Raw genomic sequence first — 25,501 nt, 5'->3', positions numbered from 1 at the left:
GGCGGCTCGTCATTCCGCCGCCGGACCGTGCGCGAGGATCTGCTCGCGGAGGATGTCCGCGTGCCCGCAGTGCTGCGCCAGCTCGCGCAAAACGTGCAGGTAGACGAAGCGCAGCGACAGCGGGCCGCGCCGGTTGCCGGGCAGGAGGTCCGTCAGCTCGAGCGACGCGGTCGCCCGGCGAGCGTCCTCGCACGCTTCGCGGTGCGCCCGCTGGACGGACTCGACGGTGTCGTCGTCGGCGAGGACGAACGATTCGTCCGGCGTTTCCGGGATCCCGATCTCGGCGCGCGAACGACCGGTGACGGCTTCGTCGAACCAGACCTTCTCCACGAAGGTCACGTGCTTGACCAGGCCGAGCAGCGTCGTCTTCGACGCAACGAGCGAACGGCGGGCCTGCTCCTCGGTGAGCCCGTCGAGGCAGTGCTGGAGTGCGTCGCGGTGCTCGTCGATGAAGTATTCGAGCTGGTCCTTGGCGGGGCGGTCGATCACTGATTCCATGGGCACGGACCCAGCTTGCCGGATCCCCGCGACGCGGCGATGCGCAGGTCCGGGCGGGAATCAGCTCCCCTCCCGGTTCCCCTCGCCGGCTTCCGCTGCCCCGGCGTCGAGCCCGGCCAGCGCCGTTTCCACGGAGTTGACCTCCGCGAACCGGCCCTGCGCGCGGTGCCGGTCGAGTGCGAGCTGCCAGACCGTGCGGGCCTTGTGCGTGCTTCCGCGCTGTAGAAGCCTACGAAGGTCGTCGCCTCCGATGCCGCGATTTCCTGTTCGCGGCAATCGGAGTGCGTCTCGAACCTGTCCTTGAGGTCGTCGACCACCTGGTCGGAGTCAGTGAGGATGGCGTCCACGTCGACTTTTGTGGCGGCGTTGAGCACCCCGGCCGCCGCCCTGGACGCGGGCGCGACCCAGTTCTGTGTCCGGCCCGGGTCGTAGGTCATGACCAGCCCGAGGAACTTGATCACCTGCTGCGCGATGGTCGATCACAGCGACATGCCGTGCTTGAACAGGTCGGCGGCCAGCTCGCTGTCCCTCCGTTCGTCGTCCCACACGTCGTCGATAGTGGGGTCCGGGGTGTTCGCTGCTCCCCAGCCGCTTGCCGTGGTCAAATGCTCCGAACGTGGGACACTGGACAAGGGTTCCGACATCGCGGCTTGTGCATGTGCCATCGTCTTCCCTTGTGTGGGACCGCCAAATTAAGAAAGCTCGTCTGATCGCGCGTCAATTCAGGTCGTCGGTTCGCTGGCGCAGGCGCTTGCCTCCCGAAGTTCTGGCGACGGCGACCGGAATCGACAGATTCGCACTATCCACGGCACGCTTCGTCCAGTATGGCGGCCTGGTCTTTGTCGTGGCGTTCCTCGTCCCTGTGGTCACGTACGTGGCAGCGCCGGAGTACCTCGTCTCGTCGCCATCGGACCGAGTCGCGGCGGTCGTTGGCATTTTTTACGGTGTGGTGACGGTCGTGCTCAGCATGAATCTGGTCGACACTTACGTCGGAGCGGTCGAGTTGGGGCGACCTGAGACGCTGGTCAGCGTCCAGACTGGACTGCGAAAGTTCGCTGCCTACTGGTGGATGATTCTTCTTGCAATGCTGCTTGGCGCAGTAGCGCGTGGACTTGACATCGACGACAAAGCGACCATGGGTGGAGCTTCCTCCACGATTCTGCTCGCCGCCAGCGTCGGGTTTGTCTCGGTAGCCGCAGATACCCGTAAAGAGCTACGTGTGGGCGAGGTCAAGAACTCTCAAGAGGCAAAAGAACGAGTGGCCTCCGCGCTGTACCCGTATTGGCGGCCTGGCTCCATCACAGCGACGAGCACGGAAATAGTCGTTCCGGTCGTCGCGGCGGGGGTCGCTGTCAGTTTGGCTGTCGCGCTTCTGGCACGTCGGCAGCGCTAGCCGAACACGATCCGGCCCGGTTGACGTGCGTCTCCTGGACCTCGACGGCGGCGACCGTGGCTCCGGGCACGTGGTCGGCCTCGGCCAGTAGCTTCCCGGACAGCTCGCCCAGCAGCGCGGCCACGTCCTCCACTGTGGGCCACGTGTCGAACTCGTAGACCTTGCAGTCGGTGGCGCGCAGGGCACCGACGAACGGATCCTGCTGGCCGAGCATGGTGCCTGGATCGAGGTGGTAGTCGATCCAACCGTGCAGCGCCTTCTTGAACGCCCGGCGTCGCACCTCGCCGTCTGCGGCCGCGCCGACCTCGCCCAGCCCCCGGAATTCCAGTGCCATTCGGTAGCCTCCCCGGTCCACCGGACGAGGCTAAAGCATGGCCGGCGGGCCTGAACCGGAAAACGCGGCGGCCCGGACCGGGGTGCGATTCCGCGCCGCCCGAGCAGTCCTCAGTGGACAGTGAAGCGGGCGCCGTGGACCCCTCTCGGGACGCACCGGGATACTGGGCGCGGAAACCGGCTCGGAGCGGGAAGGGGCTCGACGGTGGCGCGGCGCGGATCCAGGCAGCGAACGAAAGCGTGCCGGAAAATCGGTACGGCCGCCGAATTCGGACGGATCGGGTGAACCGCCGCCTGCGGACGCGGCTGCGGCGTCCGGCCACGACCGCGGACGAACAGGTCGGGTTCAACGGCGCGTTCGCGGCCGCGCTGACTCGCGCGGTCGGGTCGATGCCCGCGCTGTACGTCGTCCTCGCGCTCGTCGCCGGATGGATGGCGCTGGCGACGTGGGGCCCGCTGCGCGCGGTCGATCCGTACCCGTTCGCCTTCCTGCTGTTCCTGGACAACGTGGTGCAGCTGGTGCTGTGCCTGGTGATCCTGGTCGGCCAGCGGGTGCTCGGCGGCGCGGCGGACCGCCGTTCGGTGCAGACCTACGAAAACGCCGAGGCCGTCTTCGAGCAGATCGCGGACCTGCAGCGGCACCTCGACCGGCACGACCGGGTGCTCAGCCGCGGCGTGAGCCTGCTGGAGTCGAGCCCGCATCCGTGGATCCAGCAGCACCGGGTGCAGCGGCCGCCGCAGGCGCTCGACCAGGCGGTGAGCGTCAACGGCCGGATCGCGGCGTGGCTGACGCAGCGGCTCGGCAGCATGTGGGCGTTCTACCTGGCCGCCGGGACGCAGGTGGTGTGGATGGGCCTGGCCGCGCTGGGCGTGCAGCGGCTGGACCCGTACCCGTTCGCGTTCATGACCTTCCTGTCCACCCTGGTCCAGCTGATCTTCATGATCGTGATCATGGTCGGCCAGGGCGTGCTCGGCCAGGCCGGCGACCGGCGGTCCGAGCAGACGTTCCTCAACGGCGAGGCGATCCTGCACGAATGCCGCCGGATGAAGGCCCGGCTCGAAGCACAGGACTGGCTCATCGAGGACCTCAGCCGCTACACGCGCGGCGAGCTCATCGAGGACCTCGCGCGCGCCATCCACGACGTCGACGGCCAAGCGCAGCGGACCGTCCACGCCCGGGTGCCGCCCCGCTGGGACCAGGCCCCCGAGGAGCGCAAGGCGGTCACTCGCGCGCAAGCCCGGCAGCTGGGCGAACATCTGGCGCTGGTCGGCTGCGTGATGGTGCCGGCCTTCGACCCTGACCTCACGGTCGTGTTCGGCGACGACGAGGTCCTGCTGCTGGCTCAGCAGGAGCACGACCGGTGGCGGTCCGAGCAGCCCTCCGGCGGCGGGGCGGACCCGGATCTGGTCGGCTGGGACGACCTGCCGGAACCGGCGCGGGCGTGGAAACTTCACCTCGCGCGCAGCATCCCGGGACTGGTGGCCAGCGTCGGCATGCAGGTGGTCCGCGACGGGCGCGCTCGCGGCGGCGCGGGCGAGGAGGATTTCACCGCCGAGGAATGGGCGACGCTGCAACGGGCGATGATGGCGTCCGGAATCCTGGTGGGGCTTTCCGTGGGCGGCGTGGATTCGGACGAAATGTTCGCGCTGGTCAAAACCCTGCGGGAGGCGAGCGTCGCGCATCCGAGGCGGTTCATCCGCGAGGTCGCCGCCTCGTCGGCCTTCGACACGGGCCTGCGGCCGGGCGTCAAATACGCCGAATACCTGCCGTACGCGGAAAAGACCATCCGCTCCGCCGCGGCCATCGTCGCCCGCAGCGCACCGGCGGAGCTGCCGGACTTCCGCGAATTCCTCGTGGAGATCGCTACCGTCGTCGCCGAAGTGAACCAGGAAGGCGGCTTCCTCGGGGTGGGCGCGCAACGCCGGACGCCCAAGGAGGTGGCGGCGATGGACGCCGTCCGCCTGGCCGCGCGACACGACTGAGGTCACTTGATCGCGGTGACCGCTCCCACGACTGCTCCGTAGAGCACGAAGACGTTGACCAGCGCGATAAACGCCGGCTGGAGCCAACGGACGATCGGTGCCGCCTGGTTGGGCAGCGGGGTGCCGTTCGCGTCGAGTGCCTTCTCGCCCGGCCGTGAAGCGAGCAGCGACACGAGGCCGAACAGGGCGCAGAGCGTGAACGGAAACCATTGGCCGTGCAAGGGATTCCAGAGCCGTTGCGCGCCGCCCCAGGCCGCGGAAATCGCGCCGGTCATGGCGGCGAAGTTGGTCAGCGACTGAACCGTGACGAAGTCGCTGACGTTCTTCGTGCCCGCCGGCGCCGCGTCGCCGAGGTTGCCGCTCGTCGGTTCGGCCGCCGGAGTGGTGGTGGCGAAGGCTTTGGCGATGGACATGAGACACCTCGTTGTGACTCGGGTTCTCCGAAGTCGCACCGAGGTGCGCGCTCGTTACGTCAGCGCGATCCGGCGGCCACCAGCTTCGCCGTGATCGGTTCCAGTGCCGCGAGCAGTTCGTCGAGTTCGGCGGCGCTCAGGGCTTCGTACGGCGCGGCGGCGAGTTCGTCGGTCAAGCTCTCGATGTGTTGCTTCAACTCGCGGCCCGCGTCGGTGAACCGGCCCTCGGCGTCGACGAGACCGCGTTCGCGCAAGCCGTTCATGATCGCGGCCAGCCGCTTCTTCGGCAGGTGGTGGACCCGCCCGAACGATTCCGGCGGATGAATGCCCATGTCCAGCGCGGACAGAAGGTGCGCCTCCCCGCCGCCGATCCGCGCACTGACCAGCGCGGCGATGTGCCCGTCCCCTCGGTGCTCGCGCAGCATCGTCGCGGAATGCCACAGCCGGGCAACCGGATCGCTGGGCACCGGGCGGGTCCGCATCGCAGCGAACATCACCCGCCCATCGGTGGGCGCGCTCGTCGCGGCTTTCGTGATCAGGTCGGCGGCGCGCACCAGCTCCGCGGAATTGGCCAGTTCGGCACCGAGAATCCGGCGCACCGAAGCCGCGCTGCCCCGTTCCCGCGCGGCGACGGACGCCTCGGGCGGGATTGTTTCCCACGCGCTGGGGATGTGCCGCGCGACCTCGCCCTCGGCGAAGTTGTAGAAAGCCGCGTGGACCACCTCGGCCGGCACCCGTCCCAACGGGGCGGCCCGGCTGGCGAAGTAGCCGTCCCAGTAGGTGCGGTGGCCGAGCGCCGCGAGTTCGGCGTTGCACTCGTCGGCGAAGAAAGTGACGAGGCAGATCGGCTCCAGAAGCTCGAACATGCGCCGGGCGGTGGCTGTCATCGCTGCATCATGCCAGCGCGGAGAGGAAAACTTCGGCAATTTGCTCGCCGAGGTCGACGGTTGCGACCGCTCCGTCCGCGCCGGTCTCCGCCGGGGAACGGAGGACGACCTCGGCTCGGTACAGCCCGCGCCGGGTCATCACGTTGAGGGCTTGGGCCGGCTGATCGAGGGCCACGGTCACGGCGTCCTCCCCGGCGAACCGGAGCTGGTCGCCGCGCTCGAGGTCGGTCGCGGACCCGTTGACGGTCAGCCGGAGCGGGCCGAGCGCGGTGAAAAGCCGGTCGATTCCCGGGAACGACGAGAACGGCGCGTCTTCGAGCAGGTCGGCGAGGCTGACCCGCCACCGCGGTTCCCCATCGGGACCGGTGTCGGCGGCGAGTTCGCGGGTGGTGCCGGCTCCGTTGCGCCAGGGGACCGGGCTGACTTCGGACGGGTTGAGCATCCGGGCATCTCACCCGTTCCTCGCCGCGGACGCAAACTCACCGGCTGGTTCCGCTCGCCAAAAGGGTGCGGACCGCGTCGGGGAAACCGGCCACGCCGTCCGGCCCGGACAGTGCCAGGTTGAAGAGAAACCCGGGCAGGAACGCCAGAATCGCCTGCGCGAGAGCGTCCGCCGGTGCTCCGGTCCACGTGCCCGCCTCCTGGCGACGGCGCACGAGACCGGCCACTTCGGCACCCATCTCGGCCGACGCGGCGGTGAGGCGGTCGGCGAGTTCGGGGTTGCGCTGGGCTTCCGACCAGACCAGCACCGCCATGCTCGCCAGCTGCCGGTCCCGGTGCAGTTCGGCCACGGCCTCCAGCAGCTCCGCCATCACCTCGCCGACGCCGTTCTCGCCGGAACCGCGGGCGAGGGCGGCGCGCAGCACCGCGGCGACGTCGTCGAGGTTCTGCGCGGCGACCGCGACGATCATGTCCTCCTTCTTCGGGAAGTACCGGTAGACCGCGCCCGCGGACTTGCCGGCCTCGGCGAAGACGTCCTGCATCGACGTGCGATGGAAGCCGTTGCGGAGGAAGCAGCGGCGCGCGGCGGCCAGGATCTCGCCCCGCTGGTCGTCCTTGTACTGCTGGCTCACCTTCGGCACCGCGCGCTCCTCGCCTTGACACTCCGGGGTGCCGAGCCTACCGTAAAAGAAAAGCGGATGTCCGTCCTCTTTTACGATGTGGAGAGTGCCGCATGCCCATGGCCCCCGTCCCCGACGTCACGCTGACCCCGGTCGCGTCCTTCCCGGAGAAGTACTTCCCGGAAAACCTCGCCGTCCGTTCCGACGGATCAGTGCTGGTCACCGTCCTTCTGCAGCAGGAACTGTGGCTCGCGCCGGGCCCCGTTCTCGTGCACCGCTTCGACCACCCGGTGACCGGGATCGTCGAAGTCCGGCCCGACGTTTTCGTGCTCAGCCTGACCGAGGGGTACACCACCCACGAATCGCACCTGGTCCGGCTCGACCTCACCAGATGGACACCGGGGGAGCCGGTCGCTCCGGAAATCATCTACACCTTCGACGACCGCGTGCGCGCACTCAACGGCAGCTGTCTGCTCGGCAGCGGAGTGCTGGCCGTCGCCGACTGCTTCGCCGGATTGATCTGGCGCGTCGACCTGGATGCCGACGCCCGGAGCGCGCGGGCCCGGGTCTGGCTGGAGCACGACACCATGGCCGACGACCCGGACGCCGAGGTCGCTCCGCCGCGCCAACCCGGCGTCAACGGAGTGCGGTACAGCGCGCGCACCGAGTATCTCTACTACACGTCCACCGCACAGAAAGTGTTCATGCGCGTCCCGGTCGACCCGGCCACGCTGGAACCGGCCGGCGGTGCGGAATTCGTGGCCGCGATCGACAACGCGGACGACTTCGCCCTCGACGAGGAGGCCGGATTCGCTTACGTCACCAGGCATCGCGCGAACACGCTCGACCGGGTGCCGCTCGTTCCGCGGCACGGCAGCGAAGTCCGGCACATCGCGGGCGAGCCGTTCGACGAACTCCTGGTCGGGCCGTCCAGTGCGGCCTGGGCGCCGGGCGGGGAGGGCCGGGTGCTTTACGTGACCACGGACGGCGGCACGACCGCCCCGCCGGACGGGATCTTCCGCAACGCCATGCTGCTGCGGGCGGAACTGCATCCGTGAAGCGGCTTCACCGCGCCGGAGCGCCCGGCCCGGGCTGCGCTCGAGTGCCGTTCGCCGGCACGCTCACCGTCGGCAGGATCTGGGCCAGTTGTTCCGGCGAACCTGGCTGAGCCGGCGCCGGTGGGTCGCGGTGAATCGGACCGCAGCCGTGGATTCCCTGGTCCGCCGGGACGGACATCGGACACGCTTGCGTCGCGCCGGCGGTCGCGGTCATCGCGCCGAAGGTCAGTGCCGCACCGGCGGCGACCGTCGCGATTCGGCACCAGCGAGGGGTATCGGACATGACAACTCACCTTTCGTTCCGTGGGCGGGTCAGACCAGCGTGCAGCGGGCGTATGCCTTGAGCTGGAACGGTTTCTCGGTTTTTCCGCTCGCGTAGACTTCCCAGCCCGTGCCGTCGTCGGTGGGCCGGTTCGTGTAGACGGTGGGTCCGTAGCTGGAAACCGCGTAGCCGCCCGACGAGACCTGATAGCCGGACGGGCATTGCGCCACCGCGTGCGCGGCTCCGCCGGAACTGGTGGCCGTCGCGGAAGCGGAGCGGTTCAACGGATTCGACAGCGGCGGCGAGGCGTCCGCGGCCGCGGTCCCGGCGGCGAGGACTCCGCCGGCGAGTGCGGTCGCGACGGTGAACGCCGTTCGGTGGATCGTGCGCGGTACGGGCATGGCAACCAACTCCTCAGCAATTCATCGAGACGCCCAGCAGCGGGCAGGACGGGCTCTTGGTCGGCGACAACGGCGGCGGTCCGCTTTCGGCCGGCGCATTGTTTCCGTCCGAAGTGGACGGTGCGGCCGGGGCGCCGGTGTCGCGGTGCCCGGCCGGCTCGGTCGGTGCAGCCGCACGCTGAGTTCGGGACGGAACCGTGCTGCGCTGGACCGGGCGGTGGGTTTCGGCCTGGGGCTGGGGTTCCGGAGCGGTTTCCCTCGCCGCCACCGCGTCCGACGGGGTGGGCGCCGGAGCGGGTGCGGGAGAGGAAGAAGGAGGCGGCGGTGGTGCGGCGGGCGGGCTTGAGCGGGGCATCGCGGGCACCGGGTTGGCTGCCGCCGGTTCCCCCGGCTGATTGCCCGGCAGGACGCCCAACGCCCAGCCGACCCCTCCGCCGACGGGAATCGCCACCGCGGCGGCGAGCGCGCCGAACGCCAGGCGGCGTCGCCGGGTCGGTTCCGGTCCGTCGGTGCTCCGGAGGAACAGTCCGGGAAGGCGTCGCCGCGCCAGCCGCCACATCGCACGGCCGAGCTGCCAGGCGATCGCGACGATCCCGGCGATCGGCAACGCCAGCAGCAAAATCTGCACCGCCGCGGAAATCGCGCCCAGGACGGGATGCGGATCGGCCGCGGCGCGGGAAATCAGGCCGGACGCCGCTTGCGCGTCGGTGCGCACCAATCCCGGGACCTGCCAGGCGAGATAGCCCAGCTCCAGCGCGAGAGCGGGCACGATCAGCAGCACCCACGTCGTGACGGCGGTCTGCGGCCAGCGCTTCAACGCGTCCAACCGCTCGTCGCGGGGGCGGCGCAGGAGGTAGTGGGAGAGGATCGGGCCGATGTAGCGGTACAGGTCCGGGACGCCGACGAGGTCGGCCATCAGGTAGTAGCCGTCGAAACGCAGCGTGGGCAGGAGTTGCTGCACGATCTCCAGGTTCACCGAAAGCACCGCCACCAGCAGCGGTGCCCACCCGGTGCTGAAGTAGGCCGCGGCGAGGGCCACCGCGAAGATCGCGTTGAAGTACACGCCGCCCAGATCGGTGCGCAGCCGCCCGGCGCGGCCGAGCCGGTAGGTATCGGTGATGTCGGTGTAGAAAGCGGGCCACACCAGGTAAATCCCGGCCCCCATCCCGCCGGGCACGGCACCGGAATAGCGGCAGGCGGCGGCGTGCCCGCATTCGTGGAACCCGGTCGACGCGACCGCCAGGCCGAGCACCGTCAGCACGCCGATCGGGTCGGCGAGGGTGCTGCTCATCGCGTCGGACACGCTGTGCCCGGCGAGCAGCCACCACTCCGCGACGCCGGCCGCGGCCAGCAGGAGCGCGATCACGACCGGGAAGAACAGCCACCCCAGCATCCCGCCGAGGACCCACGTGGCCGCCGGGGCGAGCACCTGGACCCGCACCCGCAAGGCGAGGAAAGGGTTGTGCCGGGCCAGTTCCGGGACGGTGCCGTCGGCGTAGGTGGTCAGTCCGAGCGGGGCGAGCTTGCGGTCCAGCAGGTACGCGAGGTGCTCGGCTTCCAGCCGCAGCCCGGACTGCTCGCTGGCGGCCGCGGCGACCTTCGCCAAAGTGCCGGCGTCGTCCCGGTGTCCGGTCTCCTCGGGGTCCGCCGGCACGAAGGCTTGCTGGGCGACCAGCAGCCGGACGATCAGGTACAGCAGCGCGGGCAGCCGCACGAGCTGCCCGTCGGTGCGCGTGACGAGCAGCGGCGGCTCGCGGTACCCGCTGCCCCGGAATTCCCCGACCGGCTCGGTGTCCGGCAGCAACCCGACCGGCCCGGCTTCCCCGATCCGTGCCGCCGCTTCGGATTCGCCGCCCGGAGCGGCAGGCACGGCAGCGTCGTCCGCGGTGGCGGGAAGTCCGGGATGCGGGCACATGACGGTCCTCTCCGGGGCTGAGGTCTTCGCTGGCGGCGGGTGCACAGCGGCTGGTGCGGATGTTCGCCTAGGTTCGGGATTTCGCTTACGCCGGTGCTGTCTGTGTTGGCTGCTGCGGGCTTTGCCCGAGCGACGTTGCTGGTGCCTGGTGGGGCGGGCGGAGTCGGTCAGCGGCGGCTGGTGGCTGCGGGAGTTTCGCGCGCACCAGCGCTGCGGGTGCCCGGTGCGGTCGGTCAGCGGCGGCCGCGGTTTGGCTGCCGGTGCTCCCCGCGTGAGCAAGCGGATCCGGATCAGGCCACTGCGCGCGGCGTCATCCGTGGCTCTCGACGGCGGCCGGCAGGCAGCTCGTGGTCGTCGACGGCGGCTGGCCGAGCCCGAGCGCCCCGACCACTCCGCCGCTGCCCTCGCTGTGGGTGGTCTGGCAGGCGTAGTAGACGGTCCCGCCGTGCCCGTCGGGCACCGCGTAGCGGCCCGGGTCGGCCGTCGGAGCGGCGGGGTTGCCGGTGACCGCGGAGAGCGCCGTGCGGGCCGGCAGCACCTCCCCGGACAGCGCGTCCAGCGCCGCGAAACGTGCGTCCGCCGGAGCGGACCCCGCGATGGGCTTGGCTTGATGCACGGTGGTCGCCTTCTTTCCGCTGTCGTCTGGGGTTTCGGCCGCACGGGGCGGGGCCGGGCAACGGCCGGCTCCGCCCCGCGGGTGTCCCTCGGCCCGCCTGGACGGGGGCGGTCACCGTGCTCAGTAGCTGGACACGGCCGCCGGGGTGCAGCTCATGGTCTCGCCGGGGTTGTTGGAGCCCAGCCCGAGCGTCCCGGTCAGGCCAGGGGTGCCCTCGGAGTGCGAGGACTGGCAGGCCGACAGCGCCGTGGCGCCGTGGTTGCCGCCGTCGTAGACGACCGTGTTGCCGCCCGAGGCGGCCGCCGAGCTGCTCGACGCGGAGCCGTTCGCGCCGCCGCCGGCGTTGTTGAACGGCGTGGACACGATGCCCAGCACCGCGCGCTCCGGCAGCACCTCGGCGGCCAGCGCGTCCAGTTCCTCGAACTTCACCGAATCCATGATGCTCCTTTTTCGTTCTCGATCTTTCTTTTCGATCAATCCCGGAAAAGAGCTCTCCGCCGTGCGAAGACGCTCGGTTGGGTATTTCCCGGGTCCCGCGAATGCGGCGACCCCTTTGTAACACCTCGCGCGAAGCGGGGGCAAACCCCGGATTTTCGTGACCGGCAAGGGAAAGTGAGGAGAGTTCAGCGTGCCGGACATTGTTTCGGAATTCCTGAAACGGGAGCCAGCCCAGCGCTTCGCGATTCAGGGACAAATTTTGCTCGCGGTCAGCGGGCGTGGCGCGCGGGCACCGGCGTCAGCCGCGGGCGGCTCGTTCGCTCGGGCACGAGCAGTTCGTCCACCGGACAGCCCAGCACCGCGCACAGCGCGTCCAGGTCGCCGAGTTTGACGCTGGCCGGTCGCCCGGACCACCATTTGGACATCTTCCCGGCGGACACCGCCAGGCCATGCGCGGCCAGGCGGGTACGCAGGTCGGTCGCGGTCCAGATGCCGCGCCGGGCCGCGGCCAGCCGCAAGTTCCACTCCATAGGGACAGGACCTTCCTCGTCGGGTCGGAGGCTCCGGGCCGCTCCGGGCAGGTCGCCGGGAGGACACAGCAAGCCGAGGGAAACCGCGCACCGCCGGGCGCGGCGCGCGAGGGGGTTCGGCCCTGGTCAGTCAGGGAAAACGGTCGGCAGATCCGCCATCGAGCGCGGGCTTCTCCGCGATCGTGCGCCCGGCGTTCCGGCCGGGCTGCGCGGTGCCACGCGGCCAGTGCTCACGACCAGCGCGACGACCCCGCCGACGCCAGCCTGACTCGACGTCGCGCCGTCACCGGCCGGAGCCAGTGAGGCGCAGGATGAAGCCTTGGTCTGTGCGGGAAGCCCTTCGGCGCCGTCGCCGGTACTGGATTTGTGCGGGCTCGGCGTGGAGTTGCTTCGCGGTGCGGTGCGGGGAGCGGCCCGGTCGTTTCTCCTGCCGACCGGGGGAGCGGTGACTGCACGCACACCGCCCGCGGAGGGTGGCTTTCTGGCAATTGGCTGGACGCGGTCCGGGTAAGGAGCCGGGAGGATCCGGTTGCCGATCGACTGTGCGGCATGGGCGACGCCGGAGCTGTGCGACTCGTCCGTGACCAGGCGGACAGTGTTCTCGACCGGTGCCCGAATCTCGTCGGTGACCGACTGCAGCTGGCGCGCTTGCCTGTTCGGCACCGCCGAGACCGTCCGGTGGCTCAGCGCGGTCCGGGTCGTCCTGTCCAGCACCTGCTTGCCCACGCCCATGATGTCCGGCAGGCGCGCAGCCTCCTCGCCTTCCGGGCGTCCAGCCTGGCCGTCCGTGCTCGGATCGCGGGCTTTGGCCGACAGACGGTCCGCCGATGCCTCTTTCGAAGCAGGGCCCGCCAATTGGCAGATCCCGCCCGTCCGCAGCACCGGCACCGGACACTTCCCGTCCGGCGGATCGGCCGCTGCGGAGCTTCCGCCGACGAGGGCGCCGATCAGCCAGCTTCCCGCCAGCAGCCCGAGCGCGACGAGCAGCCGCACCATCCACGCGGGCTGATGCGGCACGGGAATCAGCCGCACCGACCGGGTGCCAGCGCGGCTGGCGGCAACCTTGGTAATCCCGACACCTGGCCGTGTGTACACCGCGGCTCGGAGGTAGGCAACCGCCTCGAATCTCGTTATCCGGCAAGGATTTGATCGCTAGCCGCGGCTTGCGGTGTCCTTGTGGGACGGACAGTTCGGCAGGTCGTCCGCGAACGCCGCCGAGATCAAATCCGGTGGTGGCCGCCGCCGAGCGAACCGGCGCGCTTCCACGGGAATTCACGAAGAGGTCACCCTTGTGAGCGACATCGAGCCCATCGTCCATTGTGGATGCTCGCGGAGCGGTGTGCCAGGTAACAAAAACTTCCCGGGAGAAGGACGTGTAACCGCGAAACAGCCGGGTACTCGAGCAACGCTCCGGGTGTCTCGGCGATGATCAACTTCCCGTTGCGCCGCAACGGTTTCCGGGTCGCTCAGGACTTGCGTGGGACCCCGGCCAGCATCGCCGCCTCGCTCGGATGCGCGAAGTCGACTACGGGAGTGTCCGGTCCGCTTTCCTCGGGATGCCAGGCAGCGGTCCACGTGACGCCCGGGTCCAGCAGCTCGAAGTCGCCGAACAGGGCGCGGATTTCCGCGGCGGAGCGCAGCACGTGCTTGCTGACATTGGTGTCGTACAGTTCGATGACCGTGCGCAATTGCTTCGCGAGGTCCTCCGGCAGTCCCTCATTGGTGATCTGCGACAAGACCAGATACGACCCCGAGGGGAGCATTTCCCGGTATTGCGCGATGGCCTCCGGCCCGAGGTCGCGCCCGTCCGGGCCGGGCTGCTCGATGTGCAGCACCGCGGTGACCAGCAAGGCCAGCGGCCGGTCGAGATCGATGACGCCGGTGTCCGCGACGGATTGCCAGAGGTTTTCCGGTTCGCGAAGATCGCCCTGGATCACCGCGTGGCGTTCGGGGTCGCCGTGGCGCTCCAGGAGAATCCGCGAGTGCGCGACCGCGACGGGTTCGCGGTCGAGGTAGACGACGCGGGAATCCTCCGCGACCTCGTCGGCGATCTGGTGCACGTTGCCCATCGTGGGAACGCCGGAGCCGATGTCGACGAACTGGCGCACGCCGAGGCGCACCAGACGCCGCACCGCGCGGTGCAGAAACGCGCGGTTGGCCCGGGCGCAGTACTTCCCGGCCGGAAACGCCGCGAGGACCATCTTGCCGAACTCGCGGTCGATGGCCCAGTTGGCCGTGCCGCCGAGATACCAGTCGTAGACCCGCGCCACGCTTGGCCGGTCGAGGTCGACGCCCGGAATGGGCTCTTCAGGTCCTTGCGCCACGCTGCCTCCCCGCAGTCGTCAGCCATCGTATCCAATCCGGCCGGTCCCGCGGAGCCGCCGGGTCTCACGGTCCGGCAAAACGGTCGAATCGCGGCGCCGCCGGACCGGCCGGTGATCGGCTTTGAGTAGGCTGCGGGCAACGACTTCATTGGGGGAGCCATGACTGAGGAAATCGAACCCGCGCGCCGCGCTGCGGTGCGTTTTCCGGGAATCAGCCCGAGAGCCTACGAACACCCGGTGGACCGCGGCGCGCTCGCCACCCTGCGCGCGGTGCCCGGGTTCGCTCAGGTGATCAAGGCCGTCTCCGGCTTCTACAACGAACGCGGCGAGCGGCTGATGGCGCTGGCCTCGTCGATCCGAGTCGGGCCGAAGCAGTACCCGGAACTCGACCGGCTGCGCCGCGAATGCGCCGAGACGCTCGATCTCCCCGCCGTGCCGAACCTGTTCGTCTACCAGGACCCGCGGATGCAGGCGTCCACGCTCGGCATGGACGAGCCGTTCGTCCGGATCAGCACCGGGCTCGTCGACCAGATGAGCCCGGAATCGCTGCGGTTCGCCATCGGCCACGAAATGGGGCACGTGCTGTCCGGGCACGCGGTCTACCGCACGATCATGGTGCGCCTGGTCAACCTCCAGATGTCGATGTCCTGGACGCCGGTCAGCGCGCTCGGCATCCGGGCGATCATCGCGGCGCTGAGCGAGTGGTACCGGAAAGCGGAACTGTCGTGCGACCGCGCGGGCCTGCTCTGCGGCCAGGACCCGACCGCCGCGCTGCGCGCCCAGATCCAGCTCGCCGGCGGCCTCGACCCGTCCCGCATCGACATCCCGTCCTTCCTCCAGCAGGGAGCGGAATACGAAGCGGGCGAAGACATCCGGGACAGCCTGCTGAAGCTGAAGCACGTCGAGACGGAAACCCACCCGTTCGCCGTGGTCCGCGCGACGCAGCTGCAGAAATGGGCCGCGTCGGAGGAATACCGCGCGATCCTGACCGGCGACTACCCCCGCCGCGACGACGACGCGCCGGCCACGGACTGGAAGGACGACCTCAAATCCGCGGCGAAATCGTACAAGGATTCCTGGACGGCCTCGGCCGATCCGCTGACGAAGGTCTTCACCGAAGTCGGAGAAACGGTCGCGGACACGGCGAGCAAGGTGTGGGCCAAGTTCGGCGGGGGTTCCGAGAACGGCGAATCCTGAGGCGAAGGACTGTCGGGCAAGGCGGAACCCTTTGCTGGGTAACCGCATCGGCCGACCCGGACACCTTCGCCGACGAGGAAATCGCGGCAGCTGCGAGCGCGACAGGTAACGGAGAAACCGCGCCCAGCGGAAGGCCTCAGCCGGCGACCGCCCACACCAGCAAGGCCATGCCGAGGCCCAGCACGCTCACCAGCGTCTGCACCACGGTATGCGTTTTCGTCGCCTCCGACAGGCTCATCCCGAACGATTCCTTCACCAGCCAGAAACCCGCGTGGTTGACGTAGTTGAGGCCGATGGAACCGGCGCCGATGGCGATGACGAGCAGCGACGTCTGCAGGCTTCCGCCCGCGCCGGCCAGCGGGGCGACGATGCCGGTCGCCGAGACGATGCCGACGGTCGCCGATCCGGTGGAGGCCGACAGCAGCAGGGCCAGCAGCCAGCCGAGCACGATGAGGTTCAGATGCGCGCCAGTCGCCGCCGCGGCGATCGCCTTGCCGATGCCGGAATCCTTGAGCACCTGGTTGAACGCTCCGCCGCCGGCGATGATCAGCATGATCCCGGCGATCGAGCGGAGGCTGTCGGTCAGCGCCTCGCGCACGTCGACGCCGCGGGCGCGCAGCGGGGAAACGGTGCCGGCGAGCACGACCAGGAAACCGGCCAGCATGGCGAGGATCGGCTCCCCGGTGAAGGTCAGGATCTTCCGTGCCGGATTCGTGGGGGCGAGGGTGAGCTCGGCCAGCGTGCGCAACAGCATCAGGCCGACCGGGACGAGCACCGCGGCGAAGGCGAACCCGGCACTCGGCCCACGCCGGCTGTCGGCCGCGCTCGGCGACTGCGGTCCGCTGCCGGTACGGGCCGGTTTCGGTTCGACGGAGGTGAACTGCTCGACGAGTGCGGCGCTGGGCCGCACCTGAGGCAGCCGCGGGGCGATCCAGCGCGCGTAGAGCGGCCCGGAGACGATGATGGCGGGGATCGCGCACACCAGCCCGACGACGATGGTGAGCCCGAGGTTCGCGTGCAGTCCGCTCTGCGCGGTCAGCGGGCCCGGGTGCGGCACCAGGGTCCCGTGCAGGGTCGACAGCGCGGCGATCGCCGGGACACCGAGCAGCAGGTAGGGCGAACCATGGGTGCCGCCCTCGTCGTCCAGCCGCTGGGCGATGCTGAAGATGAGCGGCAGCAAGACGATCAGGCCGACCTCGAAGAACATCGGGATCCCGATGACGACGGCCGCGCCGGTCACCAGCCAGGGCAGCGAACGGGGACCGGACCGGGCGAGCACGGCTTTCGCGATCGCGTCGGTGGCCCCGGCTTCCGAGAGCAGCCGGCCCAGCATCGCGCCGAGCGCGAGCGGGATGCCGATGCTGCCCAGCGTGCCGCCCGCACCGTCCTCAATGGACCCCGGCAGTTTGGACAGCGGCTCGCCGGCGGCCAGGCCGGCGGCGACGGACACCACGATGAGCGCCACGAAGGGATGGAACCGCAGCCGCGAATTGATCAGGAGCAACAGCACCGCGATCGCGGCGGCGAGGACGAGGAGCAGCGGCCAGGTGTGCGCGGTCATCGGGCACCTTTCCGGGAGGTATCAGCGCGAAGCGGGGTTGTGGACGCGTCGGGCAGGCCGTCCGCGCGCGTCTCCGGCAAGCTCGAGGCGGCGACGATGGCCAGCAGGTACGCCGCGCCCGCGAAGACGGCGATGCTCGTGGCGAGCCCGATCTGTGCGGACAGGAATCCCACCGCGGCGGGAAAAGCCGCGCTGACGATGCGGCCGAGGTTGTAGCAGAACCCTTGCCCGCCGCCGCGGACCTCGGTGGGGAACAGTTCGGCGAACAGCGCGCCGAGCCCGCCGGGGATGCCCGCCGAGAAGAACCCGAGCGGCGCGCTGGCCACGAGCATGGCCGTGTTGTTCAACGGGAGCAACAGAAACGGCACGAGGGACACGAGGCACAGCACCGCGAACCCGATGATGTTCGTCCGCCTGCCCACCCGGTCGGACATGATCCCGGAAACGACGTAACCGAGGAACGACGCCGTGATGAACACCGCGAGGTAGCCCGTCGTGCCGAGCACCGTCAGGCCGCGGGTCTTCCGCAGAAACGTCGGCAGGAACGTGGTGAGCGCGTAGTACCCGCCGTGGCTGCCCAGCCCGAGCAGCGCGCCGAAGACCGTCACGCGCACCAGGCCCGGACGGAAGATCTCCGCCCACGACGCGGTTTTCCGCCGCCGGTACACCGGCGGGTCGCTCACCCCGCGGCGGATCAGCACGACCAGCAGTGCCGGAAGCACGCCGAGCCAGAACATCGCGCGCCACGCCCACGTCGGCGGCAGCACGGCGAACGCGATCGAGTAGGCCACCAGCGCCAGCCCCCAGCCGACCGCCCATCCGCTCTGCACCGCGCCGAGCACCCGGCCGCGATACCGCCTGCCGACGTACTCGCTCATCAGCACCGCCCCGGCGGCCCATTCCCCGCCGAAACCGAAACCTTGCAGGCAGCGCGTGACCAGCAGCGACTCGAATCCGCCCGCGAAGCCCACCAGCGCGGTCGCGACGGCGTACCAGGCGATCGTGACCTGCAGGACGCGGACGCGGCCCCACCGGTCGGACGCGATGCCCGCGAGCCAGCCGCCGACGGCGGTGCAGATCAGCGTCGCGGACGCCAGCAGGCCGGCCTGTCCCTCGCTCAGGTGCCACAGCGCCAGGAGCGTCGGCAGCACGAGTCCGAAGATCTGGGCGTCGGCCGCTTCGAGCGCCCAGCCTCCGAAGGTCGCGACGAACGCGCGCCGGCCGGCGGGCGGCGCTGCCCGAAACCATCCGTACATGGCAGCTCCGTTCACCGGATCTCGACGCGATAGCGGAAATCGGCGGCTTTGCCCGCCGTGCGGCGCCATTCGACCGCGGTCCCGTCGTGGGTGCGCGCGGTCCGCTCGATGAACACGACCGGATCAGAGCGGCGGCAGCGCAACAGCAGCGCGTCGCCCGCGCTCGCGGTGCCCACGGTGAGAATTTCCTCCGCGGAGGCGATCACGACCCCGCACTCCCGTTCGTACTCCGGGTACAGCAGGTCGCCGAGCTCGTCCTGATGGCGTTGGGCGAGGCACGCGAACCGCGGCAGCGGCAGCCAGATGTCCTCGACAAGCACTGGCTCGTCGTCGCGCAACCGGAGACGGTGCAGGTGCAGGGCCGGCGAACCGACGGGTTCGCTCAGCGCCTCGGCCGCTTCGGCGGGCAACGCGGCCTGGTCGAAGGTGAGGATCCGGCTGGCCGGCGCGTCGGTCCGGCTGTCGCCGTAGCGGAAGAACCGGAACAAGGACGAGTCGAGCTTCGCCCGCCGGACGAAGGTGCCGCTGCCGTGCCGGCGCTCCAGCATGCCCTGCTCGACCAGTTCGCCGAGCACGCGCCGCATCGTGCCCAGCGCGACGCCGTAGTGCGCGGTGAGCACGGTTTCCGCGGGCAAGGGGCGGGCCGGGGTCCACTCGCCCGACTCGATCCGCGCCACCAGCACCTCGCGGAGGCGGGCATGCAGCGGCAGCCGGGGGTCGAGCGCCTCCAGTTCGGCGCGCCCGGGGGAGGGCGTCGTTGCCTCGTCAGCCATGTCCGGCACTATGACAGATAGTCCTCTATAGGTCTAGAGGTATATGCTCGGCGCGTGGTCCTTCCTTCCGCTGCCATCGACGGGCACGCGCATGTCTTCCGGCGTGCGCTGCGCACCGCGGCGAACCCGCGATACGTGCCGGACTACGACGCCACCCTCGCCGAGTACCTGACCCTGCTGGACGGGAACGCGATCGCGGGCGGGCTGCTGGTCCAGCCCAGTTTTCTGGGCTGTGACAACGGATTCCTGCTGAACTGCCTGAGCCGGCTCCGCGGTCGGCTCCGCGCGGTGGTGGTCCTCCCGGACGAGCCGCGGGACCTGTCGCCGCTTCGCGTCGAGGGGGTGGCCGGGGTGCGCCTCAACCTGATCGGCCGCCAGGTTCCCGACCTGGACACCAGCGGGTGGCGGCGGCTGGGGGCGGAGCTCGACCGCCGCGGCCAGCACCTGGAGGTCCAAGCCCGCGGCGAGCAGTGGACCGCGCTCGCGCCCGCACTCCGGCGCTGGCCTTCGGCGGTGGTGCTCGACCACTTCGGACTTCCCGGCGTTTCCGCGGAAGCCGAACGCATTGTGCTCGGCCTCGCGTGCCACGAGCACGTGTGGATCAAGGCCAGCGCACCCTACCGTTCGCACCCCAGTGCGGCCGCCGCGATGCTTGAGCGGCTCCTCGCGGAAGCCGGACCGCATCGCCTGCTCTGGGGGAGCGACTGGCCCTGGACTCGCTACGAGCACGAGCAAACCTATGCCGCTTGCCTTGCCTGGCTGCGAGGTCGGGTCGGCGACGAGGTCTTCCGCGCCGCCGTCGCGCACAACCCGGCCCGGCTCCTGCACTGGTCCCCGGTGCCAGGTGCGGCCCGTGCCAGCTCCGCGTCCGGTCCGGTCGCGAACGAAGGGGGCGTGCTCCGGCCGTAGGCGTGCGCCTGGTGCGCGAGCCAACCGATTCCGGGAGAACTGTCAGCCGCCAAAACCCAAGCCGTCGCTAGCGCGGTTCGACGCTGGCTGACTTGTCCGGTGCTTCCGCGCGATCGGCGAAGGTCTTCGCGGCCTTTCGCTTGCGCAGGTGTTCGGTGACGGCGACGAGCGCGGCTGTCGCGAGGGTGAGCACGCCGGAAACCAAGCCCGCCAAGTGCAATCCGTGCACGAAGCCGGCCGGATAGCCCGGCTGCTCCGGCGGGCCGGCGGCGCTGGTGATGATCACGCCGAGAACCGCGACGCCCACCGCCGTTCCGGCCTGTCGGGTGGTGGCGATGCATGCGGAAGCCAGTCCCGAGCGCTGTCGGGGGAGGGCGAGCACGCCGGCCAGTTGAGTGGGAGCGATCGAAGCACCCATCCCGGCGCCGAGCACCACGCCGAACCCGGACACCGCCAGCGGCCCGCTGTTCTGGTCGAGGGCAAGCAGCCCCAGCAGTCCGATGCCGGAAACGGTGTAGCCCGCGATCATCACGCTGGCGGGCCGGTATCGCGCGCACCAGCGCGCAGCCAGAGGCGCCACCAGGCAAATCACCCCGCTCAACGGAATGAACAGCAGCCCGACCGCTCTCGGCGAGCGATGCTGGACGTCCTGCAGGAACCACGACAGCAGGATGAACACCGAGGTCGTGCCGAACGCGAGCACGAAAGAGGCCACGTTCGGCACGGTGAAACGGGGGTCGGCGAACACCGCAATCGGCAGCATGGGCTTGGCCAGCCGGCGTTCCACGCAGACGAATCCCGCGCCGGCGGCCGCCGCGACCGCCAGCGGCACGATCGTCGCGGCCGACGCCCAGCCGAGGTCGCGGCCTTCGATCAGCCCGTAGGTGAGCGTCGCCAGGAACGTCAGCCCGAGCAGTTGCCCGGCCGGATCCAGCGCGGCGTGCTCGCGGTCGGAACTTTCCGGCATCGCGCGCCGGACCAGCCACACCGCGCAGGCGCCGATCGGCAGGTTGATCAGGAAAATCGTCGGCCATCCGACGGCGTCGACCAGGAGCCCGCCGGCCACCGGGCCGAACACGATCGAGGATCCGCCGATCATCCCGTTCAGGCCGAGCATCCGCGCTCGCTGCACGGGATCGGGATAGGCCTGGACCAGGAGCGACAGCGAGCCGGTCATCACCAGCGCGGACGCCGCCCCCTGCACCGCCCGCGCCGCGATCAGCATCCCGATGCCCGTCGCCGCGGCGCAGGCGACCGAGGCAAGAGTGAAAACCGTCAGCCCGATCAGATAGGCGCGTTTGCGGCCGTACCGATCGCCGAGTGTGCCGCCGGACAGCAGCAACGCCGCCAGGCACACCGCGTACGCGTCTACGATCCACTGCTGCCCCGCGGTGCCCGCATGGAGATCGGCGCCCATCCGAGGCAGCGCGACCGTCACGATACTCAGATCCAGCAGTGCCACGAACGGCCCCAGGATCAGCCCTGCTGGAACCCGCCATCCCGCTTTGGTGCTCATCGACCCCGCCTTATCGGCAACGATATTCACTTGCGACCGGGTCTACGGTGCGAGTTAAAGTCGCCTTCATGTCAAGCGCGACCGGCTCGCGGCCGGGGACGTACTCGATCGGACAGGTCGCCGACCGGCTCGGCCTTCCGGTGTCCACCCTGCGGTGGTGGGAGAAGCGCGGATTGATCAGCCCGAGCGGCCGCCAGTCCGGCCGCCGCCGCTACGACGAGGCCGATGTGCGCCGCGTCGCGATGGTCCAGCTCTGGCAGGCCGCCGCCGCGATGAGCCTCGAGGAGATCCGCGTATTCCTGGCGGGCAACACCGACGACGCCGACTGGCGCGGTGCGGTCGAGCACCGCATCGCCGCGTGCGACCGGCAACTGGCGCAGCTCGCTTCGGCTCGCGCGACGCTTGCCCATCTGCTGCGCTGCCCCAGCGACCATCCCGCCGACGAATGTCCCTACCTCGCCGCCTCGGTCGACGAGTATCTGGCGACTGGCGCGCTCCCGGACTTTTCCGGGAACTAGGCCTGCACGCGCGCACAGTACAGGCGCTGTTTCGGCAGGCTGAGATGCTTCGGCAGGCACCGCGGATTCCGGCCCGGGCCAGGCCGAACGCATATGCTCGTGCCGGAGCTGGGGCTAGCGCCGAAACCCCGGCGGTCAAGGGGTGTCGAAACCGCCATGGCCCGTTCGTAGAAGAGGCAAAAGGTCCGGCGACAGGCGCCGGGCCGCGACGAAAGGGCATCACGATGGCTGGCACGACCCACCGCGAAACGAGGCCGCTGCGGTTCGGAGCGGTCGCTCCGATCACCTCCGACTTGCCGTCCTGGCGCGATCAGCTGCGCGGCCTGGCCGACAGCGGCTATTCGACGATCTTGATGCCCGATGTGCCGGAATGGCAGCCGGCGCCGGGCCCCGCGCTCGCGGTCGCCGCGACGGTCACCGGCTTGCGCGTGGGCACCTGGGTGTATGCGTCCCCGGTCCGGCCGGCGTGGAGCACCGCGTGGGAGGCGCACTCGTTGTCCGTGCTCACCGAGGGGCGGTTCGAGATGGGCATCGGGACCGGTCGTCCGGGGATCTCCGACCAGCTTCGCGACCTCGGTCTGCCGGACACAGCCGTGAGCCAGCGGCCGGAACAGGTCCGCGAGGTGATCGCGGCCTTGCGAGAACTGGACGGTCCGGACTCGCACACTCCGGTCGTGGTGGCCGCGGGCGGCCCGAAGGCGCAGGCCGTTGCGGCGGAACTCGCCGACACGGTGACGTTCGTGATGCCGCAGATCGAGACCCGGGCGCAGACGACGCAGCGGGTACGGCAATTCGACAATCGCCGCGGAATTGAACTGGCGTTGCACGTTCCCGTGATCGGCGATTCCGCCGCCGCGTTCATGACCGGACCCGACACCGACGTGGCCGCCGTCCGAGCCGCGGATTCGGTGGCGTACCTCCCGAGCGATCCCTCGGCCGCGGCCGAGGAAATCCTGCGGCGGCGCGAGGAAATGGGCTTCTCCTACTTCGTCTTCGGCGCCGGTGCCGCCGGCCCGCTCGCTCCGGTCGTGGCTGAGCTGGCCGGACGGTAGACCGCCTTGCGGACGAGGATTCACCCCATTGCGGGCTAGATCCGACCGGGACGGCTCCCGTCCCGCGCATCGGTTTAATCGCCTCCGGAGCGAAGGTTCCTCAGGTCGCGTTTGAGAATCTTCCCGGTGGCGTTCTTCGGAAGCTCGTCGAGAAAGGTGATGGATTTCGGCTTCTTGAAGGACGCCAGGTGCGCCCGGCTGTGCGCGATGAGTTCCGTTTCGGTGACCTCGGCGGCTGGGCTGGTCACGACGAACGCGCCGACGTTCTCGCCCCATTCCGGGTCGGGGAGGCCGACGACCGCGGCTTCGCGGACCGCCGGGTGCGCGAGCAGGACTTCTTCGACCTCGCGCGGGTAGATGTTCGAGCCGCCGCTGATGATGACGTCTTTCGACCGGTCGGTGAGATACAGGAATCCGTGTTCGTCGACGTGCCCGACGTCGCCGGTCAGCAGCCAGCCGTCGTCTAGAGCGGCGGCGGTGGCGGCCGGATCGGACCAGTAGCCGGCCATCACGACGTCGCCGCGAACCCGGATTTCTCCGGTCGTGCCCGTGGGCAGTTCGGCGCCGTCGGCGTCGGCGACCCGGACCTCGACGCCGGTGAACGGCTGGCCGCAGGACCGGCGGCGGGGGTGTGCGCGGTCGCGGGGAATCCGGTCCGGTTTCATGACCGCGATGGTCATGGGCGCCTCGCCTTGCCCGTACATCTGGGTGATGACCGGGCCGAAGGCGTCGAGTGCTTCCTGCAGATCTTCTTGGTAGAGCGCGGCTCCGCCGATGACGAGGCTGCGCAGCCGGGGAAGCTTCGGTGCGGTACCGGCTCGGACTTCGTCGGTCAGCCGGCGCAGCATCGTGGGCGCGAGGAACGCTCCATGGGTGACCTGGTTGGCTTCGGCGAGGGCGAGGTAGTCGGCCGGGTCGAAGCTGCCGGCCGCGGAGATCACGTTGACCGCTCCGTGTCCCACGGCGGGGAGCAGGTACATCCCGCTGCCGTGGGTGAGCGGAGCGGCGTGGAGGAAAACGGCGTCGTCGGGAACCGGGTCGACGCCGGCGTAGTAGTTGAGCGTCATGCTCAGCAGGTTCCGGTGCGTGAGGGTGGCGCCCTTCGGCCGCCCGGTGGTCCCTGAGGTGTAGAAGATCCAGGCGGGGTCGTCGGGACGCACCTCGGCGACCGGCACCGGCGGTCCGGCGGTGAGCGCCTCGTAGGCCGGTGTGTCGGTGCGGAGCACAGTGGCGCCGGTGGTGTCGCTGCTCGCCGCGTCGGCGGTTTCGGGCGCGACGACGACGAGTTTCGCTCCGGAGTGGGCGAGGACGAATGCCACCTCGCGGGGGTGCAGGTGGCGGTTGAGCGGCACCGTCACGAGCCCGGCCCAGAAGGTCGCCCACAGCAGTTCGAACAGGTCGGGCCCGTTCGGCAGGACGAGGGCGACCCGGTCGCCGGGGCGGAGCCCGAGCGCCCGGAGCCCTCCGGCCAGGCGGGCGATCCGGTCGCGGGCGAGCGCGTAGCTCGCGGACCGGTCGCCGTGGCGCCAGGCATCCCGTTCCGGTACCCGGCGCGCGCTGGCTGCCAGCAAAGTTGCCACGTTCATCGTGCCGTCAGCCTTCGGCGTCGCCCGGTTCGGGGAAGTACTCCACCGGCGAGCCCGGCGGGATCGCGTCGTTGACGAGCGGGCCGCCGTCCTCGCGCCACATCTCGTAGGCGATCTCCTTGGTGATTTTGCCGTCCTTGAGTTCGAAGCAGTGCACGATGCGGGCGCTGACCCGGGTGCCGACGGGGAAGGGCAGGTTGGGCATCTCGTCGCCGACCACGGTCACGTCGGCGATCGCGTCGTCGAAGACGAAATTCTCGGTGGCGAATCGGCGCAGCGAAGTCAAGGAGTGGAACTGCAGGGTGCGGAAGATCCCCAGGTAGCCCTCGCGGACTTTGCCGTGGTCGGTGTAGACGAGCCCGCGGCTGGGGGCCTCCCAGGAGATTTCCGGGGCGTAGAGGGCGATCGCCTTGTCGACGTCGTCCGGGTTTTCGTTGTGGAAGTGTTCTTGCACCACTTCGAGATTGCGCGCGATGATCTCGTCGCGGGTCAGCGCCGCGTCCGGTCGCATGGTGGTCATGAGTCAGTGATCCTTACGGCAGAAGGGAAAGGTTATTCGGCGAGCCACGGGTAACGGGCGGTGTCCTCGCCGGCGTAGTCCGGGTCGAGGTAGACGAAGAGGCGCTGGATCTTGAAGTCGCGGATTTCGAACACGTCGCACCACGGCCCGGCGGAGGTCACTCCCGCCCGCCACTCGACGCCGTTCGCGGTCGTGCCGTGGCTGGTGCCTTCGACGACGACCTTGTCGCCGTCGACGACGTAGTTGAAATACGCGGTGTGGTGTTCGATCGCCGAGATGATGCCGCCGAGCTGGCCGAAGAATTCCCCGATTTTGTCGATGCCGCGGACCGTGCCGTATTTCGGGAAGCAGAACTCGGCGTCGTCGGCGAAGAGTTCGAGGACGTTGCCGCCGGAATCGACTCGCTTGAGGAATTCCAGGGCTACCGACTTGCGCTGTTCGTCGGTCATGGTGCCGGTCGTGATGGTCATTTCGAGCCTCCTTGATCGAATGAATGGCCGG

The 25,501-nt window shown here is 69.9% G+C and carries 29 protein-coding genes; 7 read left to right on the top strand and 22 right to left on the bottom strand.

Translation table 11 applies throughout. The annotated features are described in order from the left end of the window. Positions 1-9: 9 nt before the first annotated feature. Entirely contained in the window at positions 10-498 is a 489-nt protein-coding gene (locus L942_RS39910) for a DinB family protein (protein ID WP_037370499.1), read from the bottom strand. A gap of 479 nt (positions 499-977) precedes the next feature. Beyond that, the gene (locus L942_RS45965) at positions 978-1,103 is read right to left on the bottom strand and encodes a hypothetical protein (RefSeq protein ID WP_268745767.1); all 126 of its coding nucleotides are present in this window, start codon (positions 1,101-1,103) and stop codon (positions 978-980) included. A gap of 71 nt (positions 1,104-1,174) precedes the next feature. Between L942_RS45965 and L942_RS44715 the strand changes: the two genes are divergently transcribed. Continuing rightward, positions 1,175-1,891, top strand: coding sequence for a hypothetical protein (locus tag L942_RS44715; RefSeq protein ID WP_158684605.1), 717 nt, complete (start codon positions 1,175-1,177; stop codon positions 1,889-1,891). Here L942_RS44715 and L942_RS39905 read toward each other — a convergent pair. Beyond that, on the bottom strand, positions 1,851-2,225 hold the full coding sequence (locus tag L942_RS39905; RefSeq protein WP_051166560.1) for a hypothetical protein: 375 nt from the start codon (positions 2,223-2,225) through the stop codon (positions 1,851-1,853). The two genes, L942_RS44715 and L942_RS39905, sit on opposite strands and share 41 nt — an antisense overlap. Before the next feature lie 281 nt (positions 2,226-2,506). On the opposite strand from L942_RS39905, the gene L942_RS39900 reads away from it, so the two are divergent. Beyond that, a complete protein-coding gene (locus L942_RS39900; protein ID WP_037370497.1) occupies positions 2,507-4,207 on the top strand; it encodes a DUF1003 domain-containing protein in 1,701 nt (566 codons plus the stop codon). A 2-nt stretch (positions 4,208-4,209) separates the two neighbouring features. On the opposite strand, the gene L942_RS39895 is transcribed toward L942_RS39900, so the two are convergent. Genes L942_RS39895 through L942_RS39880 form a run of 4 tightly spaced genes read right to left on the bottom strand, consistent with a single transcriptional unit; the run spans position 4,210 to position 6,589 of the window. After that, complete coding sequence (locus L942_RS39895) at positions 4,210-4,620, bottom strand: hypothetical protein (RefSeq protein ID WP_037370495.1); 411 nt, start codon at positions 4,618-4,620, stop codon at positions 4,210-4,212. A 59-nt stretch (positions 4,621-4,679) separates the two neighbouring features. Beyond that, entirely contained in the window at positions 4,680-5,507 is an 828-nt protein-coding gene (locus L942_RS39890) for an SCO6745 family protein (protein WP_037370494.1), read from the bottom strand. A gap of 7 nt (positions 5,508-5,514) precedes the next feature. Continuing rightward, positions 5,515-5,949, bottom strand: a complete 435-nt coding sequence (locus L942_RS39885; RefSeq protein WP_037370493.1) for a HutD/Ves family protein — start codon at positions 5,947-5,949, stop codon at positions 5,515-5,517. A 37-nt stretch (positions 5,950-5,986) separates the two neighbouring features. Next, positions 5,987-6,589 carry a TetR/AcrR family transcriptional regulator gene (locus tag L942_RS39880; protein WP_037370491.1) on the bottom strand — a complete coding sequence of 201 codons (603 nt, stop codon included), beginning with the start codon at positions 6,587-6,589 and terminating at the stop codon, positions 5,987-5,989. A 92-nt stretch (positions 6,590-6,681) separates the two neighbouring features. Here L942_RS39880 and L942_RS39875 point away from each other — a divergent pair, with 92 nt between their 5' ends. Next, complete coding sequence (locus tag L942_RS39875; RefSeq protein WP_037370490.1) at positions 6,682-7,626, top strand: hypothetical protein; 945 nt, start codon at positions 6,682-6,684, stop codon at positions 7,624-7,626. Positions 7,627-7,633: 7 nt separating this feature from the next. Here L942_RS39875 and L942_RS39870 read toward each other — a convergent pair whose 3' ends face one another. The 8 genes from L942_RS39870 to L942_RS39835 form a co-directional block, all read right to left on the bottom strand. Further along, positions 7,634-7,909, bottom strand: a complete 276-nt coding sequence (locus L942_RS39870) for a hypothetical protein (protein ID WP_037370489.1) — start codon at positions 7,907-7,909, stop codon at positions 7,634-7,636. A gap of 29 nt (positions 7,910-7,938) precedes the next feature. Continuing rightward, positions 7,939-8,289, bottom strand: a complete 351-nt coding sequence (locus tag L942_RS39865; protein WP_037370488.1) for a hypothetical protein — start codon at positions 8,287-8,289, stop codon at positions 7,939-7,941. Between the two features lie 13 nt (positions 8,290-8,302). After that, positions 8,303-10,204: a hypothetical protein gene (locus L942_RS39860; protein ID WP_051166559.1), complete on the bottom strand. Its 1,902-nt coding sequence runs from the start codon at positions 10,202-10,204 to the stop codon at positions 8,303-8,305. Positions 10,205-10,514: 310 nt separating this feature from the next. Beyond that, the gene (locus L942_RS44710; RefSeq protein WP_037370486.1) at positions 10,515-10,820 is read right to left on the bottom strand and encodes a hypothetical protein; all 306 of its coding nucleotides are present in this window, start codon (positions 10,818-10,820) and stop codon (positions 10,515-10,517) included. A 120-nt stretch (positions 10,821-10,940) separates the two neighbouring features. Then, a complete protein-coding gene (locus L942_RS39850) occupies positions 10,941-11,258 on the bottom strand; it encodes a hypothetical protein (protein WP_037370484.1) in 318 nt (105 codons plus the stop codon). A 269-nt stretch (positions 11,259-11,527) separates the two neighbouring features. Then, a complete protein-coding gene (locus L942_RS42410) occupies positions 11,528-11,788 on the bottom strand; it encodes a helix-turn-helix domain-containing protein (RefSeq protein ID WP_063695845.1) in 261 nt (86 codons plus the stop codon). A 126-nt stretch (positions 11,789-11,914) separates the two neighbouring features. Continuing rightward, the gene (locus L942_RS39840; protein WP_158684604.1) at positions 11,915-12,784 is read right to left on the bottom strand and encodes a hypothetical protein; all 870 of its coding nucleotides are present in this window, start codon (positions 12,782-12,784) and stop codon (positions 11,915-11,917) included. A gap of 470 nt (positions 12,785-13,254) precedes the next feature. Next, positions 13,255-14,112, bottom strand: a complete 858-nt coding sequence (locus L942_RS39835; protein WP_037370482.1) for an SAM-dependent methyltransferase — start codon at positions 14,110-14,112, stop codon at positions 13,255-13,257. Positions 14,113-14,271: 159 nt separating this feature from the next. On the opposite strand from L942_RS39835, the gene L942_RS39830 reads away from it, so the two are divergent. After that, on the top strand, positions 14,272-15,309 hold the full coding sequence (locus L942_RS39830) for a M48 family metallopeptidase (RefSeq protein WP_037370480.1): 1,038 nt from the start codon (positions 14,272-14,274) through the stop codon (positions 15,307-15,309). Positions 15,310-15,445: 136 nt separating this feature from the next. Here the strand turns inward: L942_RS39830 and L942_RS39825 are convergent, their stop codons facing one another. From L942_RS39825 to L942_RS39815, 3 genes are read right to left on the bottom strand one after another with little or no spacing between them, the layout of a single operon-like run. Then, on the bottom strand, positions 15,446-16,870 hold the full coding sequence (locus L942_RS39825; RefSeq protein WP_037370478.1) for a GntP family permease: 1,425 nt from the start codon (positions 16,868-16,870) through the stop codon (positions 15,446-15,448). Continuing rightward, on the bottom strand, positions 16,867-18,126 hold the full coding sequence (locus tag L942_RS39820) for an MFS transporter (protein WP_037370476.1): 1,260 nt from the start codon (positions 18,124-18,126) through the stop codon (positions 16,867-16,869). The genes L942_RS39825 and L942_RS39820 overlap by 4 nt, the downstream gene beginning before the upstream one ends. A gap of 11 nt (positions 18,127-18,137) precedes the next feature. Then, positions 18,138-18,899: a GntR family transcriptional regulator gene (locus L942_RS39815; protein ID WP_051166558.1), complete on the bottom strand. Its 762-nt coding sequence runs from the start codon at positions 18,897-18,899 to the stop codon at positions 18,138-18,140. A gap of 54 nt (positions 18,900-18,953) precedes the next feature. Here L942_RS39815 and L942_RS39810 point away from each other — a divergent pair, with 54 nt between their 5' ends. Further along, positions 18,954-19,808, top strand: coding sequence for an amidohydrolase family protein (locus L942_RS39810; RefSeq protein ID WP_051166557.1), 855 nt, complete (start codon positions 18,954-18,956; stop codon positions 19,806-19,808). Positions 19,809-19,875: 67 nt separating this feature from the next. On the opposite strand, the gene L942_RS39805 is transcribed toward L942_RS39810, so the two are convergent. After that, positions 19,876-21,324 (bottom strand): MFS transporter, encoded by a 1,449-nt coding sequence (locus L942_RS39805; RefSeq protein ID WP_051166556.1) that lies wholly within the window; start codon positions 21,322-21,324, stop codon positions 19,876-19,878. A gap of 68 nt (positions 21,325-21,392) precedes the next feature. Between L942_RS39805 and L942_RS39800 the strand changes: the two genes are divergently transcribed. Beyond that, complete coding sequence (locus L942_RS39800) at positions 21,393-21,842, top strand: MerR family transcriptional regulator (RefSeq protein ID WP_051166555.1); 450 nt, start codon at positions 21,393-21,395, stop codon at positions 21,840-21,842. 224 nt (positions 21,843-22,066) lie between these two features. Next, positions 22,067-22,894 (top strand): LLM class flavin-dependent oxidoreductase, encoded by an 828-nt coding sequence (locus L942_RS39795; protein WP_037370474.1) that lies wholly within the window; start codon positions 22,067-22,069, stop codon positions 22,892-22,894. A gap of 74 nt (positions 22,895-22,968) precedes the next feature. Here the strand turns inward: L942_RS39795 and L942_RS39790 are convergent, their stop codons facing one another. The 3 genes from L942_RS39790 to L942_RS39780 are packed head-to-tail and all read right to left on the bottom strand — an operon-like array spanning position 22,969 to position 25,470. Further along, a complete protein-coding gene (locus L942_RS39790; protein ID WP_037370472.1) occupies positions 22,969-24,480 on the bottom strand; it encodes a class I adenylate-forming enzyme family protein in 1,512 nt (503 codons plus the stop codon). Between the two features lie 7 nt (positions 24,481-24,487). Continuing rightward, positions 24,488-25,000, bottom strand: coding sequence for a nuclear transport factor 2 family protein (locus L942_RS39785; protein ID WP_037370471.1), 513 nt, complete (start codon positions 24,998-25,000; stop codon positions 24,488-24,490). 32 nt (positions 25,001-25,032) lie between these two features. Beyond that, a complete protein-coding gene (locus tag L942_RS39780; RefSeq protein ID WP_037370469.1) occupies positions 25,033-25,470 on the bottom strand; it encodes a nuclear transport factor 2 family protein in 438 nt (145 codons plus the stop codon). Between the last annotated feature and the right edge of the window lie 31 nt (positions 25,471-25,501).

This window comes from Amycolatopsis orientalis DSM 43388 (assembly GCF_000411975.1).
GTDB lineage: Bacteria > Actinomycetota > Actinomycetes > Mycobacteriales > Pseudonocardiaceae > Amycolatopsis > Amycolatopsis orientalis_D.
The sequence above is the reverse complement of the archived record's forward strand: the minus strand, read 5'-3'. Positions and strand labels throughout refer to the sequence as shown.